The 19,681-nt window shown below is 67.6% G+C and carries 18 protein-coding genes; 16 read left to right on the top strand and 2 right to left on the bottom strand.

The features are described 5' to 3' along the window. Positions 1-57: 57 nt before the first annotated feature. Positions 58-975, top strand: a complete 918-nt coding sequence (locus tag ABID97_RS25700) for a LysR substrate-binding domain-containing protein (RefSeq protein ID WP_354401947.1) — start codon at positions 58-60, stop codon at positions 973-975. Here ABID97_RS25700 and ABID97_RS25705 read toward each other — a convergent pair. Next, positions 956-1,840, bottom strand: coding sequence for a GNAT family N-acetyltransferase (locus ABID97_RS25705; protein WP_354401948.1), 885 nt, complete (start codon positions 1,838-1,840; stop codon positions 956-958). The two genes, ABID97_RS25700 and ABID97_RS25705, sit on opposite strands and share 20 nt — an antisense overlap. A 227-nt stretch (positions 1,841-2,067) precedes the next feature. Between ABID97_RS25705 and ABID97_RS25710 the strand changes: the two genes are divergently transcribed. Genes ABID97_RS25710 through ABID97_RS25780 form a run of 15 tightly spaced genes read left to right on the top strand, consistent with a single transcriptional unit; the run spans position 2,068 to position 18,691 of the window. Continuing rightward, positions 2,068-3,576, top strand: a complete 1,509-nt coding sequence (locus tag ABID97_RS25710) for an aldehyde dehydrogenase family protein (RefSeq protein WP_354401949.1) — start codon at positions 2,068-2,070, stop codon at positions 3,574-3,576. Then, positions 3,573-4,292 carry a cupin domain-containing protein gene (locus ABID97_RS25715; RefSeq protein ID WP_354401950.1) on the top strand — a complete coding sequence of 240 codons (720 nt, stop codon included), beginning with the start codon at positions 3,573-3,575 and terminating at the stop codon, positions 4,290-4,292. Before ABID97_RS25710 ends, ABID97_RS25715 begins: the two co-directional genes overlap by 4 nt. A 20-nt stretch (positions 4,293-4,312) precedes the next feature. Beyond that, positions 4,313-5,638 (top strand): NAD(P)/FAD-dependent oxidoreductase, encoded by a 1,326-nt coding sequence (locus ABID97_RS25720; protein WP_354401952.1) that lies wholly within the window; start codon positions 4,313-4,315, stop codon positions 5,636-5,638. Positions 5,639-5,693: 55 nt separating this feature from the next. Beyond that, positions 5,694-7,367 (top strand): peptide ABC transporter substrate-binding protein, encoded by a 1,674-nt coding sequence (locus tag ABID97_RS25725; RefSeq protein ID WP_354401953.1) that lies wholly within the window; start codon positions 5,694-5,696, stop codon positions 7,365-7,367. 5 nt (positions 7,368-7,372) lie between these two features. Then, positions 7,373-8,329, top strand: coding sequence for an ABC transporter permease (locus tag ABID97_RS25730; protein WP_354401954.1), 957 nt, complete (start codon positions 7,373-7,375; stop codon positions 8,327-8,329). Next, a complete protein-coding gene (locus tag ABID97_RS25735) occupies positions 8,326-9,213 on the top strand; it encodes an ABC transporter permease (RefSeq protein WP_354401955.1) in 888 nt (295 codons plus the stop codon). Before ABID97_RS25730 ends, ABID97_RS25735 begins: the two co-directional genes overlap by 4 nt. A 10-nt stretch (positions 9,214-9,223) precedes the next feature. Beyond that, positions 9,224-10,285 carry an ABC transporter ATP-binding protein gene (locus ABID97_RS25740; protein ID WP_354401956.1) on the top strand — a complete coding sequence of 354 codons (1,062 nt, stop codon included), beginning with the start codon at positions 9,224-9,226 and terminating at the stop codon, positions 10,283-10,285. After that, on the top strand, positions 10,285-11,274 hold the full coding sequence (locus ABID97_RS25745; protein ID WP_354401958.1) for an ABC transporter ATP-binding protein: 990 nt from the start codon (positions 10,285-10,287) through the stop codon (positions 11,272-11,274). Before ABID97_RS25740 ends, ABID97_RS25745 begins: the two co-directional genes overlap by 1 nt. 31 nt (positions 11,275-11,305) lie before the next feature. Continuing rightward, positions 11,306-11,659, top strand: a complete 354-nt coding sequence (locus tag ABID97_RS25750) for a cupin domain-containing protein (protein ID WP_354401959.1) — start codon at positions 11,306-11,308, stop codon at positions 11,657-11,659. A gap of 5 nt (positions 11,660-11,664) precedes the next feature. Beyond that, positions 11,665-12,591: a 2-hydroxyacid dehydrogenase gene (locus ABID97_RS25755; RefSeq protein ID WP_354401961.1), complete on the top strand. Its 927-nt coding sequence runs from the start codon at positions 11,665-11,667 to the stop codon at positions 12,589-12,591. A 1-nt stretch (position 12,592) separates the two neighbouring features. Continuing rightward, positions 12,593-14,008: a threonine synthase gene (thrC, locus tag ABID97_RS25760; RefSeq protein ID WP_354401963.1), complete on the top strand. Its 1,416-nt coding sequence runs from the start codon at positions 12,593-12,595 to the stop codon at positions 14,006-14,008. 7 nt (positions 14,009-14,015) lie between these two features. Next, the gene (locus ABID97_RS25765; protein ID WP_354401964.1) at positions 14,016-15,017 is read left to right on the top strand and encodes a homoserine kinase; all 1,002 of its coding nucleotides are present in this window, start codon (positions 14,016-14,018) and stop codon (positions 15,015-15,017) included. Next, positions 15,014-16,216, top strand: coding sequence for a glycine C-acetyltransferase (gene kbl / locus ABID97_RS25770; protein ID WP_354401965.1), 1,203 nt, complete (start codon positions 15,014-15,016; stop codon positions 16,214-16,216). The genes ABID97_RS25765 and kbl overlap by 4 nt, the downstream gene beginning before the upstream one ends. Then, positions 16,213-17,199, top strand: coding sequence for an NAD-dependent epimerase/dehydratase family protein (locus ABID97_RS25775; protein WP_354401967.1), 987 nt, complete (start codon positions 16,213-16,215; stop codon positions 17,197-17,199). The genes kbl and ABID97_RS25775 overlap by 4 nt, the downstream gene beginning before the upstream one ends. Positions 17,200-17,221: 22 nt before the next feature. Then, complete coding sequence (locus ABID97_RS25780) at positions 17,222-18,691, top strand: NAD-dependent succinate-semialdehyde dehydrogenase (RefSeq protein WP_354401968.1); 1,470 nt, start codon at positions 17,222-17,224, stop codon at positions 18,689-18,691. Between the two features lie 10 nt (positions 18,692-18,701). On the opposite strand, the gene ABID97_RS25785 is transcribed toward ABID97_RS25780, so the two are convergent. After that, complete coding sequence (locus ABID97_RS25785) at positions 18,702-19,613, bottom strand: LysR substrate-binding domain-containing protein (RefSeq protein ID WP_354401970.1); 912 nt, start codon at positions 19,611-19,613, stop codon at positions 18,702-18,704. Positions 19,614-19,681: the final 68 nt, after the last annotated feature.

Here is a 19,681-nt window from a genome sequence, read left to right on the forward strand (position 1 = left end):
GGTCCGCGGCTTTATGCGGTCAAATAGCGGATCTGACGCTATTGATGCAAGACCGATATGAACTACCGCCAGATCGAGTGCTTCCGCGCCGTCATGCACACCGGCTCGATGACGCTTGCCGCTGCGCAGCTGCACACCTCGCAGCCGAACGTGAGCCGTGCCATCGCGCTGCTGCAGGGCGAGACGCAGCTGAAGCTCTTCGAGCGCGTCGGGCAGCGCGTGGTTCCCACGCCCGAAGCGCACGCACTGCTGAAGGAAGTGGACCGCGTCTACGTCGGCCTGCAGTCCATCGGCGACGCGGCGGACCGCATCCGCACGCTGGGGGTCGAAGGCTTGCGCATCGCGGTATCACCGGGCATCGGCGTCAGTCCGGTGCCGCGCATCCTGCAAGTCTTTCGCGGCATGCGCCCGCGCGTTCCGGTCGTGGTCCACACGGCCGATTCCGCGACCATCTGCAAGTGGGTGTCGTCCGGGTACTACGAGCTCGGCCTGGTCGGCTATGTCGCGCTGCCGCAGGAGGTCGACACCACGCTCGTGCATTCGGACCGCGCGGTATGCATCGTGCCGCGGGGGCACCGCCTCGCGCGCAAGCGCAAGGTCGTTCCCTCGGACCTGGCCGGCGAGTCGTTCATATCGCATGCGTCTCCGGACGTGGTGCGTGCGGCCACCGACCGCGTCTTCAATCCCGAGGTGCGCCGGCTCGAGATCGAGACGACCCTGGGCACCACCATCTGCGCAATGGTGGCGCGCGGGCTGGGCGTGAGCATCGTGAATCCCGCGATGCTCAGCGAGCTTGCGCTCACGGGCGTGCATTCGCTGGCGTTCGAGCCTGCGATCCATATCGAATGCCACCTGGTGCTTGCACGCCAGCAGCCGGCGCAGGCGCTCGTGGCTGATTTTCTCGAGGCCATACGCGTCGTGACGCGCAGCCCCGAGCACACAGGGCGCAAGAAGGTCAGCCGATCGCCTGCGTGACCAGCGCCCAGCCGCCGTGGGCGGGCCCGCGCTCCGGTACGCGGCCGCGGACCATGACGGACCCTCCGCCGGCGCGTGGCAGCCCCAGGCTCTCCAGCCATGGGGCCAGGCCGCCCGAGGCGTAGACATCGACGCGCACGAAGCCTTCGGCCTGACGGCAGCATTCGGCGATCAGCAGGCGTGCGGCATCGAGATCCGGCGCTGCCACCGGTCCTACGGCATGGCCTCCGCCATGGCGGCGAAGCACCGCGAAGCCGGCGACATGGCCGCGTCGCTCGAGGACCACTGTTTTCTCCTCCGAGAACAACCGGCCAAGCAGCTCGACGCGGGCCATGCCCGCACCCCGCGCGTCCATCGCGATCAAGGATTCGACGTCCGCGGCGGCCAGCGGGCGCAGGCGGTCGCCCGCACGCTCCGCCAGCGCCGGCAAGGCCGCAAGCACGCCCTGGTGCTGGTCGATCTCCCCTGTGGCGACGAATCCCAGGCGCTCATACAGGCCGCGGCCTGCTGCCGTCGCAATCAACAGCACATCCCGCGTGGCCAGGGCGTCGAGCAGCGCCTCCATCATGCGGTTGCCGATGCGCTGGCCCTGCAGCTCGGGCGCGACGATCACGAGGCCGATGGTGGCGTGGTTCGCGCCAAAGTGCCACGACAGCGCGGTGCCCAGCACTTTGCCGTTGCGTTCGGCGACCACGCCTTGCCCGAGCGACAGCGCGAATTGCCAGTCTTCGAGCCGGTGCGGCCAACCCAAGGTGCTGGACAACGCGTGCGCCGACGGCAAGTCGCCGGGCTCGAACGGACGCAGTGCGGCATCGGCCGTGGCCGCCGTGGGCTCGACTGCGATTGCGGTGGAGGAGAGCTTCATGCAGTCGAGTATGGAGACACGGACCCATGCGGTCGAATAAAGATTCGGAGATCTTTCATTCGAATTTGATATGCAAGCCAACCCGCCTCCGACCCAGGGCGGACGCCGTCAGGGCCTTCGATCCGCAAGCACGGTTCATATCAACACTGCATAGCTACCGCAAAAACTTGTATTTGACCGCATGTATCGGCGTTCCGATACTTCACGCACCAACTCGACTCGCAGCCATGACTTCACCATCGCCCACGCCTGCCGCCCCAGTGGAAGGGGGCTCGATCATCGAAAGCCTCAGGCGCGCCGGCCGCCTGGACCGCATCTTCGTGGACGGCGAGTGGGTGCTGCCCGACACCCAGGCGCGCAGCGCCGTCATCGACCCCTCCACCGAGGAGCCCGTCGCCGAGATCGCTCTCGGCAGTGCACGCGATGTCGCCGCCGCCGTCGTGGCCGCACGGCGCGCGTTCGCCACCTGGTCCGTGAGTTCCCCCCACAGCCGCGCCCAGCTGCTGGACCGCGTCCACGCCCTCATCCTGGAGCGCGCAGAGCTCTTCGCCCAGGCCATCTCGCTGGAGATGGGCGCGGCCATCGGCTTCGCGCGCCTCACCCAGGTGCCCTCGGCGGCCGAGCACATCCGCGTGGCCCGCGACAACGCGCGCAGCTACCCCTTCGTCACCCACCGCGGCGACATGGCCCTGGTGCGCGAGGCCATCGGCGTGTGCGCCCTGATCACCCCGTGGAACTGGCCGCTCTACCAGATCACCGCCAAGGTCGGCGCCGCATTGGCCGCCGGCTGCACCGTGGTCCTCAAGCCCAGCGAACTCTCCCCCCTGAGCGCCCTGCTCTTTGCCGACGTGATGCACGACGCGGGCACCCCGGCCGGGGTGTTCAACCTGGTGAACGGCAGCGGCGCGGAAGTCGGCGCCGCGCTGGCCGAACATCCCGACGTGGACATGGTCTCGTTCACCGGCTCGACAAGGGCCGGCGTGCTGGTGGCCCAGGCAGCCGCCCCGACGGTCAAGCGCGTGGCGCAGGAGCTCGGCGGCAAGTCGCCCAACCTGATCCTGCCGGACGCGGACCTTTCCGTGGCCGTGCCCAAGGGCGTGGCGACCGCGTTCCGCAATGTCGGCCAGTCGTGCAGCGCCCCCACGCGCATGATCGTGCCGCGCAGCCGGCTGCAGGAAGTGGAGCGGCTCGCGCTCGAGGCGGCATCGGCTTTCGTGGTGGGCGATCCGCGTTCGCAGCAGACCACGCACGGCCCGGTGGCCAACCGGGCGCAGTTCAACCGGGTGCAGGAAATGATCGGCGTGGGCCTGGCCGAAGGCGCACAGCTTTTGTGCGGCGGCCCCGGACGGCCCGAGGGCCTGGACCGGGGCTTCTACTGCCGCCCGACCATCTTCAGCGCGGTGCACTCCCGCATGCAGATCGCGCAGGAGGAGATCTTCGGGCCGGTGCTGGCGATCCTTCCCTACGACAGCATGGACGAGGCGGTGGAGATCGCCAACGACACGGTCTACGGCCTGGGCGCGCATGTGCAGGGCCAGGACCTGGGTGCGGCGCGCGCGGTGGCGGCGCGCATCCGCTCGGGGCAAGTGCACATCAACTACCCGGCGTGGAACCCCGAGGCCCCGTTCGGTGGCTACAAGCGCTCGGGCAATGGGCGCGAGTACGGGGTCGAGGGGTTCGAGGAATATTTGGAAACCAAAGCCATTCTTGGCTTCAATGCTCAGGAGAAGAAATGACCGTGGCCATCGTGCTGCACCGTGCCAACGGCGCACCAGTATCAACCGCCTTCCGCCGCGCGCCGTTCGGCAAGGACGACCCCTTTGCGCGGCATCGCGAGATCGCGTGGGAAGGACCCCGATCGATGATCGCGGGCCGCACCAGCTTCATCGGCGAGCTCGACATCGCAAGCTATCCGCACATCGAAACCATCGTGGTGGCGGAAGGCGAGCTGACGCTGACCGCGGCCGGAGCGGAACCACTGGTGCTCGGCCCGCAAGCGGGTGCCGTCATCGGATGCGGCACCTCGCTTCGCATCGCGGCTGGATCGCGCGTGCAGTTTTCCTTTTGCGCGGCCGCCTGCGACAAGCCGACGCAGCGCGGACTTGTCCCCCTTCGCGCCGACGCCGACTTCAAGCCGTCGGCAACTTTGCCGGCGGAGGCGCTCCTCGGCCCGGCCCCGCAATGCCGCAGCGACAACGTCTTCACGGACGACGCCGCGCAGTACAGCGCCGGCACCTGGGACTCGACCCCTTACCACCGCATCGTTCGCCCGCATCGCCAGAACGAGTTCATGCATCTCGTCGCGGGAAGCGTGCGCTTCGCAGCCCCCGATGGGAGCATGCTGTCGATGGGCACGGGCGATGCGCTCTTCGTGCCGCAGGGCGCATCGATCGGGTGGGAGAGCAGCGATCGCGTGGCGAAGTTCTACGTGGTCCAGGCCGTCCCGGCTTGAACGCGCGAGCGAGATCCATCATGTCGCCTCCGCTGCAACACATCCAAACTTCTCCCACGCTGCCGGCTTCGGCGGACGTCGTCGTGATCGGCGGCGGCATCATCGGCGTCTTCACCGCCTACTACCTGGCCAAGCGCGGCATGTCCGTCGCCTTGGTGGAAAAAGGCAGGATCGGCGCCGAGCAGTCAAGCCGCAACTGGGGCTGGTGCCGGCAGCAGAACCGCGACGCGCGCGAACTGCCGTTGGCGACCAAGAGCCTGGACCTGTGGGAACAGTTTGCCGCGGAGACCGGCGAAGACACGGGCTTCAAACGCTGCGGTCTGCTGTATCTCAGCAACGACGAGGCCGAATTGTCCCAGTGGGCCGGCTGGCGTGATTTTGCGAAGACCGCGGGCGTGACGACCCACGTGCTGAGCAGCCGGGAGGCTGCCGAGCGTGGACAGGCGACCGGCCGCGCCTGGAAGGGCGGCGTCTTCTCGCCCAGCGACGGCACGGCCGATCCCGCCAAGGCTGCGCCGGCCGTGGCCGTTGCGCTCATCAAGCTCGGCGGCAGCGTGCACCAGAACTGCGCCGCGCGCGGCATCGAGACCGAAGCCGGGCGCGTGAGCGGCGTCATCACGGAAGCCGGCGTCATCAAGACCAAGACCGTCGTGATGGCCGGCGGCGCGTGGGCGTCTTCATTCTGCAGGCAATTGGGCATCCGCTTTCCGCAGGCCTCGATCCGCCAATCCATCCTGAGCGTGTCTCCCGTGGAGCATCGCTTGCCCGCCGCCCTGGTGATCGCGGGCGTCTCGGCCACGCGCCGCAACGACGGCCGCTACGCACTGGCCATCAGCGGCCGTGCGCGCGTGGACCCGACGGGGCAGTTCCTGCGCTTCGCGCCGCAGTTCGTTCCCATGTTCGCCAAGCGCTGGCGCAGCCTTCTGCCGGGAGGCCTGGAAGGCATTCGCGGAGGCCATGAAACGCTGGGGCGCTGGCGGCTCGATGCGCCGACACCCATGGAGCGCGTGCGCATCCTCGATCCGAAGCCCTGTTCGACCACGATCAAGGAAACCCACCGCCGCGCGGTCGAACTGCTGCCGCAGCTTCGCGATGCGAGGATCACGCACGCCTGGGCCGGCTTCGTCGACAGCACGCCCGACGGTGTTCCCGGCATCGGCGAAGTGCCGGGCCTGCCGGGCTTCATCCTGGCCGCAGGCTTCTCGGGGCACGGCTTCGGCATCGGGCCCGGCGCCGGCCACCTGGTCGCGGACCTGGCCAGCGGCGCCGAACCGATCATCGATCCCGTCCCATTCCGGCCCAGCCGATTCAGTGGCACCGCATGGGGCAAGGTCGCTGATTTCTGAATCTAAACAGGAGACAACCATGAACGATCACAGCAGTGAACTGAAAGGTAGCGACATGAAGCGGACACACAGGATCGGCGATGCCCCCATGGGCACATTGACACGGCGAGACGCCGTATTTGCAGGCGCAGCCACCTTTGCGCTGGGGTCCCTGGGCCTGGCGGCGCGTGCCCACGCTGCCGGGCCGGCCACCAAGCCCACGGGCCAGGCCATTCTCGGCTTCTCGCAGGAGGTGACCGTCCTGCATCCGCTGATGACCGCCAACGAGGTGGACCAGGGCGTCTGGTGGAACCTCTTCAGTCCGCTGTGGATGCTCGATGCGGAAGGCAAGTTCGTGCCCCTGCTCGCGAAGTCGGTTCCCACCCTCGAGAACGGGGGCATCTCGGCCGATGGCCTGACCTGGCGCGTCGAGCTGCGCAACGACGTGAAGTGGCACGACGGCAAGCCGATGACCGCCGAGGACGTCAGGTACTCGATCAACCTGATGAAGAACCCGGCGTTCCGCGCCCGCAACCGCACGGCCTTCGAGTACATCGCGTCCGTGGGCGTCGAAGGTGCCCACGTGATCACGTGGAAGCTGAAGGAACCGTATGCACCGCTGACCTCCGTGCTGAGCTGGACCTTCATCGTTCCCGCGCACGTTCTTTCGCAGAACCCGGATCCGAACTCTGCGCTGTTTGCCGCCGCGCCCGTCGGCACCGGGCCGTTCAGGTTCGTCAGCCGCAAGACCGGCGACCACCTGATCCTCGAGGCCAATCCGGATTACTTCGGCAAGGGGCCGTCGCTGAACCGGCTCATCTTCAAGTACGTGCCGGACCTGAATGCGATGTACACCCAGTTCAAGACCGGGGAGATCGATTTCATCGGCCTGCAGGGCATCCCTGCCAACTTCTACAAGGAAGCATCCGCGCTGCGCGGCCGCCGCGTCCATGCAGCGCCCCGCGGCGCGGTGGAGAACCTGACGCTCAACCTCGCGCACCCGGCCCTGGCCGACAAGGCGGTGCGCAAGGCGCTGAACATCGCGATCGACCGGCAGTCGATTTGCGACCTCGTCTATTACGGCGTGCCCAAGCCCGCGAACAACTACCTCGTTCCGACGCACTGGGCTTCCAATCCCAACCTGCCCAAGCCCGAGTACGACCCGAAGAAAGCCTCCGCGATGCTGGACCAGGCCGGCTGGGTGCGCGGCGCAGACGGTATTCGCGCCAAGAACGGCGTGCGGCTGTCCTTCACGAATTCGACCACCACGGGCAACCAGCTGCGCGCGCAGACGCAACAGCTCATCGCCGACGACTTCAAGAAGATCGGCGTCGAGATGCTGATCAAGAACATGGTGGCGGCGGTGCTCTGGGCAGACTTCTGGCGCAACTCCGAGTTCGACAGCCTCCTGACCGCGCCGACCTACACGATCGCATCGGATCCGGACATCACGCACCGCTTCGGCTCCGCAAGCATTCCGAAGGAGACCAAATCGGGATCGAACGTGAGCCAGTACAAGAACGCCGGGGTGGATGCGCTGCTCGCCCGGGGCCGCCAGGAATACAACCTGGCCAAGCGCAAGGAGATCTACGCCAAGGTCCAGGAGCTGATCATGGATGACCTGCCGTTCCTGCCGCTGTTCTACGAGGTGCAGATCGAAGGGACGAAAGCCAACCTGGACGGCTATGCGAACAACGTGAACGCATTGGCCAACAGCTGGAACGCGGCCAGCTGGCGCTGGACGGCCTGAGCATCATGGCTCGCTACCTTCTGCGCCGCCTGCTGCAGTCGCTGCTGCTGCTTGCGCTCGTCTCTGTGATCGCCTTCGCCATCCTGCATCTTGCGCCGGGGGGGCCGCTGGCGCAGTTTGTCGCCACCGGCGACCTGGGGACGGAAGACGTCGACCGGCTGATGAAGCAGTACGGGCTGGACCGGCCCGTGCCGATCCAGTACCTGGACTGGGCCGGAAGCATCGCCACCGGCGACTGGGGCAAATCCTACCGGGACCAGTTGCCGGTGCTGAAGAAGATCGGCATGCACGTCGGGCCCACGCTCGAACTCATGGTGAGCTCGACCCTGCTTGCGATGTTCATCGGCGGCATGATCGGCATCCTGGGTGCGGTGCGGCGCTATTCGATCTTCGACCACCTCGCCACCATCGGCGCGATGGTCGCGCTGTCGATTCCCACCTTCTGGTTCGGCCTGGCGGTCATCTATGTCTTCTCGGTGAACCTCGGCTGGCTGCCGGCCGGCAACCGCGAAACGATCGGCGATGGCTCCTTCATCGACCGCCTGCAGCACCTGGTGGCGCCATGCATCGTGCTGGCGCTGGTGTCCACCGCCGTGTGGAGCCGCTACATGCGCTCCTCGATGCTGGACGTGGTGAACCAGGACTACATCCGTACCGCCAAGTCCAAGGGCGTGCCCGCGATGCAGATCCTGCTGCGCCACGCGCTGCGCAACGCGCTGCTGCCCATGATCACGATCACGGGCCTTCACGTGTCGACGCTGCTCAGCGGCGCGCTGGTCACGGAAACCGTGTTCACCTGGCCGGGCATGGGCCGGCTGTTCCTCGACAGCGTCAGCAATCGCGACTACCCGGTGGTGATGGGAATGCTGATGTTCACGGCCTGCATGGTCCTGCTGGGCAGCCTGGTCGCGGACCTTCTCTACTCCGTCGCAGACCCGCGCATCAAAGGAGCGTCGAAATGAGCACCGTCCAGACCGCAACGCTGGTTCCGCCGCGCCGCACGCTCGCCGAACGCTTTCCGGCCCTCAGGCGCTTCCTGCGCCACCGCGCGGCGCTGCTGGGCGTGGGCATCGTGCTGTTCATGACGCTCCTGAGCTTCGTCGGCCCGCTGCTGATGCCGTTCAACGCCACCGACACCGACATTCGCGCACGGCTGGCGGAGCCGTTCGCCGGCCCGCACCTGCTGGGCACCGATCCGCTGGGTCGCGACGTCCTGGCGCGGCTGATGTATGCCGGGCGCATCTCGCTGGCCGTCGGCTTCGCGGCCACTGCGCTGTCGGTGGTGGTGGGTGTCCTGGTCGGTCTGGTCGCGGGGTTCTACCGCGGCGCGATCGGCGCGGCGCTCATGCGGTTCGTGGATGCGATGCTCTGCTTTCCGACCATCTTCCTGTTGCTGGCCGTCGCAGCCCTGATCGAGCCGTCGGTCACTTCCATCGTGGTGCTGATCGCATTGGCCAGCTGGATGGAAGTGGCGCGTGTGGTGGAAGGACAGATCCGGTCGCTGCGCGAACGCGATTTCGCGCTGGCCGCGGAATCGCTCGGCGCCAGCGACAGCCGCATCATGTTCCGCGAGCTCTTGCCCAATGCGGTCGCGCCCATCGTGGTTGCTGCCACGCTGAACATCGCGCACGCGATCCTGGCGGAGTCTTACATCAGCTTCCTCGGCTTCGGGATCCAGCCGCCGACGCCGAGCTGGGGAAACATGCTGGAAAACGCCCAGAGCTACCTGACCAACGCGCCGTGGCTCGCGATCGTGCCGGGACTGGCCATCACGCTGACCGTCACGAGCTTCAACTTCATTGGTGACGGCCTGCGCGACGCGCTGGACGCAAAACTGGATCGATGAAATGCTCGATATGAACCGTTTTGAACCGATCCCCGTCCAGCACGCCGAAACCGCCGTCGAGGCGGAGCACATCCTGGACGTGCGCGACCTGAACGTCTCTTTCCGCACCTCGGCCGCAACCGTGCATGCGGTGCGCGACGTCAGCTTCTCGGTGCGCCGCGGCGAGACACTGGCGCTGGTGGGAGAAACCAGTTCCGGCAAGAGCGTGACCTGCCTGGGGCTGCTCGGCCTCACGCCGCCCGCGCCCTACTGCACGATCACCGGTTCCGCACGCCTCATGGCGCGCGACGGGATCGCCTACGAGCTGGTCGGCTCGCCGGAGCGCGTGATGCGGCGGGTGCGCGGAGGCGTCGCTTCGGTGATCTTCCAGGAGCCGATGACGTCGCTGAACCCGGTGCACACCGTCGGCGCGCAGATCTGCGAAAGCTTGCGCATCCACCTCGGGATGAGCGGGCGTGCTGGCACGGACCGCGCCGCCGAGCTCCTGGACCAGGTCGGCATCTCGGACCCGAAGCGGCGCTTGGCGAACTACCCGCACGAGCTGTCCGGCGGCATGCGGCAGCGCGTGATGATCGCCATGGCGATTGCGTGCGAACCCTCGCTGCTGATCGCGGACGAGCCCACCACCGCACTGGACGTGACCATCCAGGCGCAGATCCTCGAACTGCTGCAGAAGCTGCAGTCCGAAACCCGGATGGCCATGATCTTCATCACGCACAACCTCGGCACGGTGGCCGAGATCGCCGATCGCGTGATGGTGATGTATGCAGGCCGCATCGTCGAGCAGGCCGGTGTCGTGGAGCTGTTCACCGAGCCGCGGCATCCCTACAGCCGCGGCCTGATCCACTCGGTTCCGCGGCTTCATTCGAATCGTGCCCGCAAGACGCCGCTGTTCGCGATTCCGGGCAACGTGCCCGATCCGTCCTCGCACCCACCGGGCTGCACCTTCGGGCCGCGCTGCAGGCACTTCGAGCCGGGCCGCTGCGATGCGTCGGTGCCGAACCTGGACAACGCCAGGCCGGGCCATCTGGTGCGATGCGTCCGGTGGCCGGAAATCGAAGGAGTCGCGTGATGCAGCAAAACGAACTTACTCCCCCCTTGCTGCAGGTCGAGGGGTTGCGCAAGTGGTACCCGCTCGGCGGCGGCTGGCTTGGCAAGCCGGCGCAGAACGTCAAGGCGGTCGACGGCGTCAGTTTCGAGATCCGACGCGGCGAGGTGCTGAGCCTGGTGGGCGAAAGCGGCTCGGGCAAAAGCACGATCGGCCGCGCCATCCTGAACCTGGACCCGCCGACGGCAGGGCAGGTGCACTTCGATGGAGAAGCCCTGGTGGGCCTCTCGCGGCGCCAGATGAGGCCTTTGCGTCGCGCGATGCAGATGGTGTTCCAGGACCCGTACTCGTCCCTCAACCCGAAGCACACGGTCGAACAACTGCTCTCGGCACCGCTGGAAATCCACATGCCCGAGCTGAAGGTGCAGGAACGGCGGGAACGCATCGATGCCGTGCTGAAGACGGTGGGGCTCAATCCCGCGCATCGGTCACGCTATCCGCACGAATTCTCCGGTGGCCAGCGGCAGCGGATCGGCATCGCCCGTGCGCTCATGACCCAGCCGCAACTGCTGGTGGCCGACGAACCGGTGTCGTCCCTGGACGTCTCGGTGCAGGCGCAGGTGATCAACCTGTTGCTCGAGCTGAAGCAGCGGCTCGGCCTCACGATGCTGTTCATCAGCCACGATCTCGCGGTGGTGGGCCATATCTCGGACCGCATCGCAGTGATGTACCTCGGCCGCCTGGTGGAGATCGGGGACGCCGAATCGTTGCTGAACAACCCGCGGCATCCGTATACGCGTGCCCTGATGGCCGCCGTGCCGAACATCGATCCGCGGCAGCGGCGCCCGCGCGAACTGCTCAAGGGCGACATTCCCAGTCCGCTGGCGCCCCCATCGGGTTGCGCGTTCCGCACGCGCTGCCCCCATGCCCAGTCGGCATGCGCGAGCGGGGTGCCCGAACTCAGGTTCGTCGAGCGCCATCACGCGACCGCCTGCATCCGAGACGACATCTGAATCCGCTTCATTCAACCAAGGATCTTTTCCCATGAGCAATCTCACCTTCTTCAAGTACGACGACCTGGGCACCGCGCGCGAAGGCGGCCCGCTGCCCGAACGTGTCATCGAGGGCGATGCGAAATTCAAGAACTGGGACGTGGACCAGTCTGCCGACGAAAAGGTGCGCGCCGGAGTCTGGGAGACGACGCCGGGCACCTACAAGTCCATCAAGGGCGGCACCTGGGAGTTCTGCTGCATCCTTTCGGGCGTGTCTGAAATCACCGAAGACGGAAAGGCGCCCGTGCGGGTAAAGGCCGGTGACTCGTTCGTGATGAAACCCGACTTCACCGGCGTGTGGCGCTGCATCGAGACCACCCGCAAGATCTGGGTCGTCTACAAGTAAGCGCCATGGCTTTCGTCTACAAGGCCGACCCCGTGCGCGGCGCGGAATGGGCGCGCCTGTTCGCCGCCCACGCGCCCGACATTCCGTTCCATGTCTGGCCCGACACCGGGGAGCCGGACCGGGTGCGCTATCTTGCCGCGTGGCTGCCGCCGCAAGACATGGCCCGGCAATTTCCCAACCTGGAGCTCTTCTTCTCCACGGGCGCCGGGATCGACCAGATCGACCTCGCCGCACTGCCGCCGGAACTCCCGGTGGTGCGCATGGCGGAGCCCGGCGTCGTCGCGGGCATGGTGGAGTACGCCACGATGGCCGTGCTCGCGCTGCACCGCGACCTGCCGACGTACATCCGGCAGCAGCATGAGGGCCGCTGGGCCGCGCACCGCGTCCATCCGGCATCGAAGCGGCGCGTGGGCATCCTCGGGCTGGGCGTGCTCGGGTGCGCCGTGCTGGACTCGTTGCGCACACTCGGCTTCCAGCTCGCGGGCTGGAGCCGGACGCGCCGCGAGATCGACGGCGTGGCGTGCTACGCGGGCCGGGAAGAACTGCCTGCGATGCTGGCCGGCACCGACATCCTCGTGTGCCTGCTTCCCCTGACCCATGAGACGCGCGGCATTCTCGACGCCGAGCTTTTCGATCATCTGCCGCGCGGTGCATCGCTGGTGCACGTGGGCCGAGGGGCGCACCTCGACCACCAGGCGCTGCTCGATGCGCTGGAGAGCGGCGGGCTGTCGGGCGCGGTCGTCGACGTCACCGATCCGGAGCCGCTGCCGGCGGACCATCCCTTCTGGGCGCATCCGAAGATCCTGCTCACGCCGCACGTCGCGAGCATGACGCAGCCGGAGACGGCGGTGGAGCAGGTGCTCGACAACATCCGATGCCACCAGGCGGGCGTGCCGCTGATGGGGCTGGTCGATCGCGCGCGGGGATATTGAGATGCTGTACCTGTCCACCCGCGGCCATCCCGGCCGCAAGCACTTCTGCGAAATATTGCTGGAGGGCCTGGCGCCAGACGGCGGCCTGTACCTGCCGGCGCACTATCCGCAGGTCACGCCCGGGCAGCTTTCCAGATGGCGCGAACTGCCGTATGCCGACCTGGCCTTTGAAGTCCTCTCGCTCTACATCGACGACATTCCGGCCGACGACTTGCGCGCGATCTGCCGCAAGACCTATACCGAAGAGGTGTTCGGCACGAAGGCGATCGTGCCGCTCAAGCCGCTGGAAGACGGCGTGTGGCTCCAGGCCTTGTCCAACGGCCCCACGCTGGCCTTCAAGGACATGGCGATGCAGCTCCTGGGCAACCTGTTCGAATACGAGCTCGCCCGCCGCGGCGAGGAGCTCAACATCCTGGGGGCCACCTCGGGCGACACTGGCAGCGCCGCCGAATACGCGATGAAGGGCAAGAAGGGTGTGCGGGTGTTCATGACGTCGCCGCACGGCCGCATGAGCCCGTTCCAGCAGGCGCAGATGTTCAGCCTGCAGGACGCGAACATCCACAACCTCGCGATCGAAGGCGTGTTCGACGATTGCCAGGACATCGTCAAGGCCGTGTCCAACGATCTCGCGTTCAAGCGCAAGTACAGGATCGGCACGGTCAACTCGATCAACTGGGCGCGGCTCCTGGCCCAGGCGGTGTACTACTTCGCCGGCTACTTCCAGGCCACCAAGTCCAACACCGAACAGGTGAGCTTCAGCGTGCCCTCGGGCAACTTCGGCAACGTGTGCGCAGGCCACGTGGCGCGGATGATGGGCCTGCCCATCCAGACGCTGGTGGTGGCCACCAACGAGAACGACGTGCTGGACGAGTTCTTCCGCACCGGCGTCTACCGCGTGCGCGCGGCGGCCGACACGCATGAAACGTCCAGCCCGTCGATGGACATCAGCAAGGCCAGCAATTTCGAGCGTTTCGTGTCCGACCTGCTGGGCCGCGACGCGGGTACGGTGGCGCGCCTGTTCGGCGAGGCGCTCGCGGCGAGGGGCCGCTTCGACCTGGGCGCCGATCCGGCCTTCGCAGTGGCACGCACGCGCTACGGGTTCCTGAGCGGCAAGAGCACGCACGCCGACCGCCTGGCGACCATCCGCGACACGCACCAGCGCTTTGGCGTGACCATCGACACCCACACGGCCGACGGCCTGAAGGTGGCGCGCCACCTCGTGCAGCCCGGTGTGCCGATGATCGTGCTGGAGACGGCGCTGCCGATCAAGTTCGCCGCGACCATTGTCGAAGCCCTGGGTCACGAGCCCGACCGGCCCGCGCGGTTCCAGGGCATCGAAGACCTGCCCAAGCGCGTGACGGTGCTCCCGGCGGATGCCGTGCAGGTCAAGGCATTCGTCGCCGCGCACCTGGACTGAGCGCAGCATGGCCGTCTTCACCGAAGTGTCCTGCGACGAGGCTGCCGCCTTCCTGCGGCGGCTGGGGCTTGGCGAGTTGCGGGCCATGTCCGCCTGCAGTGGCGGCATCGAGAACACCAACTACTTTGTCCACACGGACCGCGGCGAGTACGTGCTCACGCTGTTCGAGCGCCTGACATGGGAGCAATTGCCGTTCTACCTGCACCTGATGCAGCATCTGGCCGGCCGCGGTATTCCGGTGCCAAGGCCGGCGCCGGACGCCGAAGGCCGCATCCTGCACCTTCTCAAGGGCAAGCCGGCCGCGGTGGTGGGCAGGTTGCGCGGAAAGAGCGAGCTGGCGCCCGATGCGCAGCAATGCGGCGCCGTGGGCGAGATGCTGGCGCGCATGCATGTTGCCGGCCGGGACTATGCCCGCCACCAGCCCAACCTGCGCGGCCTGCCGTGGTGGAAGGAAACCGTGCCGGCCCTGCTGCCTTGCGTCGGCGACGACCAACGCGCGCTGCTGCTCGACGAGCTGGCCCTCCAGACCCGCATCGCCGCATCGCCCGACCACGCGGCCCTGCCGCGCGGCCCCATTCATGCCGACCTGTTTCGCGACAACGTGCTGTTCGAGGGCAGCGGCCTGAGCGGCATCCTCGACTTCTACTTCGCAGGCTGCGACACCTTCGTGTTCGACATCGGCGTCTGCCTCAACGACTGGTGCGTGGATCTGGACAGCGGACGCGCCGACGGCGTTCGCAGGGCTGCATTTCTGACGGCCTACGAGTCGGCGCGCCCGCTCGTGCCCGAGGAACGTCGCCTGTTGCCGGACCTTGAGCGGGCCGCGGCCCTGCGCTTCTGGGTATCGCGCCTGCGGGACTGCCACATGCCCCGCGAAGCCGCCGCCCTGAAGGCCCACGACCCGAGCCACTTCGAACGCGTCCTGCGCCAGCGCGTGAGCGATGCCGCGGGCGCGGCCATTTTCCAGAAAGGACTTCGGGCCGCCCCGGGCCCTGACGATCGACCATGAGAACCACCGCAGATTTCTACGCCTCGCTCCGAGCCGAACTAGAGGAGATCCAGGCCACCGGCCTGTTCAAGCTCGAACGCACGATCCAATCGCCACAGGGAAGCCAGATCGCGACTGCCGATGGGCGGGAAGTGATCAATCTCTGCGCGAACAACTATCTGGGCCTGTCATCCCACCCCGGGGTCATAGCGGCCGCGCAAGACGCACTGGCTGCACGCGGGTTCGGCCTGAGCTCCGTCAGGTTCATCTGCGGAACGCAGGACATCCACAAGACGCTCGAAGCGCGCCTGTCGCAATTCCTCGGCACGGAGGACACCATCCTCTACGGGTCCGCGTTCGATGCCAACGGCGGCTTGTTCGAGACACTGCTCGGACCCGACGATGCCGTGATCAGCGACGAGCTCAATCACGCGTCGATCATCGACGGCATCCGCTTGTGCAAGGCCAGGCGCTACCGCTACCGGCACGACGACGTGGCGGACCTGCGCGCGCAACTGAAGGCCGCGGACGACGCGGGCGCCCGGCACAAGCTGGTGTTCACCGACGGGGTCTTCTCGATGGACGGGACCATCGCCCGCCTGGACGAAATACGCGATGCCTGCAACGAGTTCGGCGCCCTGCTGGGCGTCGATGACTCGCACGCCACCGGTTTTCTCGGGAAGCGCGGGCGCGGCACCCATGAATACCGCGGTGTGTTCGGCAAGATCGACATCATCACCGGCACCCTGGGCAAGGCACTCGGCGGTGCGTCCGGCGGATTCACGAGCGCCAGCGCGGACGTCGTCCAGCTGCTGCGCCAGCGCTCGCGGCCCTATCTCTTCTCGAACAGCCTGGCGCCGGTGATCGTCGGCGCGACCCTGAAGGTGCTCGACCTGCTGGAGGCCGACACGAAGCTGCGCGACGGTCTGGAGGACAACACGCGCCACTTCCGGGCCGGCCTCGCGGCCAGCGGTTTCAAGCTGAAGCCGGGCGAACACCCGATCATCCCGGTGATGCTCCATGACGCGGAGCTCGCCCAGGACCTGGCGCGCCGGCTGCTGGCGCTCGGAATCTACGTGACCGGATTCTTCTACCCGGTGGTGCCCAAGGGCCAGGCCCGCATCCGTGTCCAGATCAGCGCGCAGCACACGCGCGCCCAGCTCGACGCTGCATTGGGCGCCTTCGCGCAGGCCGGCAAAGAGATGGGGGTGATCGCATGAGCGGCGCGCCCCGGATCCTCGTCATCGGCGCCAACGGCCAGTTGGGCTCCGAGCTCTCCGCCGCGCTGGCAGAGCGCTACGGCGCCGACAACGTCGTGGGCAGCGACCGCGTGGAGGTCGGCCGAAACGCCAAACTCCGCCATGAGATGCTGGATGCCACGGACGCCGGCCAGCTTGCACAGGTGGTCGAGAAGCACCGCATCACCCAGATCTACCATCTGGCAGCGGCCCTGTCCGCGACGGGCGAGACGGCACCGGAGTGGGCATGGCGGCTCAACATGGGCAGCCTGCTGAACGTGCTGGAGATTGCGCGGCACCGCAAGCTGGACAAGGTGTTCTGGCCGAGCTCCATTGCCGCGTTCGGTCCGACGACACCCGCGGTGGCCACGCCTCAACAGACGGTCATGGAGCCCAGCACCATCTACGGCATCTCGAAGCTGGCCGGGGAGGGCTGGTGCCGCTGGTACCACGAGAACCATGGCGTGGATGTTCGCGGCCTGCGCTATCCGGGACTGATTTCCTACAAGGTGAGCCCCGGCGGCGGAACCACCGACTATGCGATCGACATCTTCCACGCGGCCCTCAAGGGAGAACGCTACACCTGCTTCCTCGCCGAGGATGAACCCCTGCCCATGCTCTACATGGACGATGCGGTGCGCGGGACCCTGGAGTTGATGGAAGCCCCCGCCAAGGCCATCACCGAACGCGGCAGCTACAACCTCGCCGGCGTGAGCTTCACGCCGCGCGAGATCGCGCAGGAGATACGCAAGCACCTGCCCGGCTTCGAGATCGCCTATGAGCCGGATTTCCGGCAGGCGATCGCCAGCGGGTGGCCCGACTCCATCGACGACAGCTGTGCGCGGCGCGACTGGAACTGGGCGCCAAGGTACGACCTTGTGGCCACCGTGCGCGACATGCTGAAGAACCTCTCTCCCAAGTCGATGCCGGGCGTGGCAAATGGCGAGCACGCGGCTGCAAATTGACAACCTCCGAATGACAAGCACCATGACACTGACCCTCGAACGCACGGACCTGATGACCGCACGCCAGTTGATCGGCGACGAATGGCGCGAGGCAAGCGACGGGCGCCGCCTCGACGTCACCGACCCTGCCACGGGCGACGTCTTCGCCAGCGTGCCGGACGGCAGCGCGGCCGATGCGCGCGCGGCCGTCGATGCCGCCCATGCCGCCTTCCCGGGCTGGCGGGCCGTGCCGGCGAAGCAGCGCGCACAGGTCATCAAGCGCTGGAACGACCTGGTGATGGCGCACCAGGAAGACCTCGGCCGGCTGATCTCGCGCGAGCAGGGCAAGCCGCTGGCCGAGGGCCGCGGCGAGGTGGCCTATGCCGCCAGCTACATCGAGTGGTTCGCCGAGGAAGCCACGCGCGCCAACGGCGACATCATTCCCGCGCCGGTGCCTGGCCGGCGCATGTTCGCGCTGAAGGAGCCGGTGGGCGTGGTCGCCGCCATCACGCCGTGGAATTTTCCGGCCGCGATGATCGCGCGCAAGATCGCGCCGGCGCTGGCCGCGGGCTGCACGGTGGTGTGCAAGCCGGCCGAGGACACGCCGCTGACTTCCCTGGCGCTCGTCAAGCTGGCCCGGGAGGCCGGGGTGCCCGCGGGTGTGATCAACATCGTCACCGCCTCGCGCGAGCGCACGCCCGAGGTGGTGGACGTGTGGCTGGACGATGCACGGGTGCGCAAGATCAGCTTCACCGGCTCCACACCCGTGGGCCAGCATCTCGCGCGCCGTTCGGCCGACACGCTGAAGAAGCTGTCGCTCGAGCTTGGCGGCAACGCGCCCTTCATCGTGTTCGAGGACGCCGACGTCGATGCCGCGGTCGAAGGCCTCATGGCTGCCAAGTTCCGCAACGGCGGCCAGACCTGCGTGTCCCCCAACCGCGTGTTCGTCCAGGCCAAGGTGCACGGTGCCTTCGTCGACAAGCTCGCGGCGCGCGTGGGTGCGCTCAAGGTCGGGCCAGCCACCGAAGCGGATTCGCAGATCGGCCCGATGATCAATGCGCGCGCGGTCGACAAGATCGAGCGCCATGTGCAAGACGCGGTCGCCAGGGGTGCCAAGGTGCTGACGGGCGGGAAGCGCCTTGTCGACCTGGGCCCCAACTACTACACGCCCACGGTGCTGGTGAACGCCAATGCCGCCATGGCCTGCAGCTGCGAGGAAACCTTCGGGCCCGTGGTCCCGATCACGCGCTTCGACAGCGAAGCCGAGGTGATCGCGGCAGCCAACGACACGCCCTTCGGCCTTGCGGCGTATTTCTACTCGACCGACGTGCGCCGCATCTGGCGCATGGCCGAGGCGCTGGAGACAGGCATCGTCGGCATCAACGAAGGCGCGCTGGCCGCGGAGGCCGCGCCCTTCGGCGGGGTCAAGGCCTCGGGCTACGGACGCGAAGGCTCGGTGCACGGGCTGGACGACTACCTGCACACCAAGTACGTGTGCCAGGGGCAGCTCTAGCAGCCTCCGGTCAGCGCCGATCGGAGGTCCGCAGCGCGTTGGCTTCGGCGAGGAACGACTCGAGCAGCCGCTGCGCGGGCACGGTGAGTGGCGTATCGGCGCGGTGGAGCACGTGGATGGTCGTGTTCGGCAGCACCTCGCCGATGGGCAGCTTGACCAGCCCCATGCCCGGACCGTAGCGGTCGAAGAAGCCCGCGGGCATGATGCCGATCACGTCGAGCCTCGGCATCAGCGCCAGCAGCGTGGCGAAGGACTCGCACTCGAGGCGCACCTGCGGCGCGCGGTCGCCCGTGGCGCCGAAGCGGATGTTGCGCGGGTCGCCCGGGCCTCCGGCCGGACCGGTGAGCACCCAGCCCGTTCCGAGCAGCTCGGCCAGCTGCGTTGCATGCGCCAGCGGATGGCTGCGGCGTGCGACCAGCACCGACTGGCTGTCGAACAGCGGCTGGACCACGAAGTCTCGGCCGATGCCCTCGACCGGCAAAGGACCGAGCGCCATGTCGAGCTCGCCTGCACGCACCTGCTCCAGGGCGCGGGGGTAGAGCGCGTCGCGCATGCGCAGGCTGACCTGGGGCCATCGCGCGCCGAAACGCTCCACCGCACCAGGCGCCAGCAGGATGGCCGCGACCGGCGACACGCCGACCGTCACCTGCGCCTCGGCATGGCGCAGGTGCCATGCGACTTCTTCGCGGGCCCGCTCGATCTCGCGCACCACGGTGGCGGCGCGGGCGGCCAGCAGTTCGCCCGGCGGCGCCAGCCGCACGCCCTTGGGCGTGCGGACGACGAGCGCCGTGCCGAACTCGTCTTCGAGCTGGCGCAAGGCCTTGGTCAGCGCCGGCTGCGACACGTTGAGGGTCTGGGCCGACGCGCGCAGGCTGCCCGTCTTCGCAAGAGTCAGCAGCAGATGGAGATGCTGGAGCCGCATGGTCGCCGAGCCGGAGGTGGTGATAACCCATGGTAATCGACATCAAAACATGTGAAGCGACAGGGGGC

The organism is Variovorax sp. OAS795 (genome assembly GCF_040546685.1).
Classification (GTDB): Bacteria; Pseudomonadota; Gammaproteobacteria; order Burkholderiales; family Burkholderiaceae_C; genus Variovorax.

Bases quoted from the DNA above. Each gene is read 5' to 3' on its own strand.
- ABID97_RS25775 (WP_354401967.1), top strand. From the start codon at position 16,213: ATGAGCGGCGCGCCCCGGATCCTCGTCATCGGCGCCAACGGCCAGTTG.
- ABID97_RS25785 (WP_354401970.1), bottom strand. From the start codon at position 19,613: ATGCGGCTCCAGCATCTCCATCTGCTGCTGACTCTTGCGAAGACGGGC.
- ABID97_RS25710 (WP_354401949.1), top strand. From the start codon at position 2,068: ATGACTTCACCATCGCCCACGCCTGCCGCCCCAGTGGAAGGGGGCTCG.
- ABID97_RS25725 (WP_354401953.1), top strand. From the start codon at position 5,694: ATGAAGCGGACACACAGGATCGGCGATGCCCCCATGGGCACATTGACA.
- ABID97_RS25750 (WP_354401959.1), top strand. From the start codon at position 11,306: ATGAGCAATCTCACCTTCTTCAAGTACGACGACCTGGGCACCGCGCGC.
- ABID97_RS25700 (WP_354401947.1), top strand. From the start codon at position 58: ATGAACTACCGCCAGATCGAGTGCTTCCGCGCCGTCATGCACACCGGC.
- ABID97_RS25720 (WP_354401952.1), top strand. From the start codon at position 4,313: ATGTCGCCTCCGCTGCAACACATCCAAACTTCTCCCACGCTGCCGGCT.
- ABID97_RS25765 (WP_354401964.1), top strand. From the start codon at position 14,016: ATGGCCGTCTTCACCGAAGTGTCCTGCGACGAGGCTGCCGCCTTCCTG.
- ABID97_RS25745 (WP_354401958.1), top strand. From the start codon at position 10,285: ATGCAGCAAAACGAACTTACTCCCCCCTTGCTGCAGGTCGAGGGGTTG.
- ABID97_RS25780 (WP_354401968.1), top strand. From the start codon at position 17,222: ATGACACTGACCCTCGAACGCACGGACCTGATGACCGCACGCCAGTTG.
- ABID97_RS25755 (WP_354401961.1), top strand. From the start codon at position 11,665: ATGGCTTTCGTCTACAAGGCCGACCCCGTGCGCGGCGCGGAATGGGCG.
- kbl (WP_354401965.1), top strand. From the start codon at position 15,014: ATGAGAACCACCGCAGATTTCTACGCCTCGCTCCGAGCCGAACTAGAG.
- ABID97_RS25730 (WP_354401954.1), top strand. From the start codon at position 7,373: ATGGCTCGCTACCTTCTGCGCCGCCTGCTGCAGTCGCTGCTGCTGCTT.
- thrC (WP_354401963.1), top strand. From the start codon at position 12,593: ATGCTGTACCTGTCCACCCGCGGCCATCCCGGCCGCAAGCACTTCTGC.
- ABID97_RS25735 (WP_354401955.1), top strand. From the start codon at position 8,326: ATGAGCACCGTCCAGACCGCAACGCTGGTTCCGCCGCGCCGCACGCTC.
- ABID97_RS25740 (WP_354401956.1), top strand. From the start codon at position 9,224: ATGAACCGTTTTGAACCGATCCCCGTCCAGCACGCCGAAACCGCCGTC.
- ABID97_RS25715 (WP_354401950.1), top strand. From the start codon at position 3,573: ATGACCGTGGCCATCGTGCTGCACCGTGCCAACGGCGCACCAGTATCA.
- ABID97_RS25705 (WP_354401948.1), bottom strand. From the start codon at position 1,840: ATGAAGCTCTCCTCCACCGCAATCGCAGTCGAGCCCACGGCGGCCACG.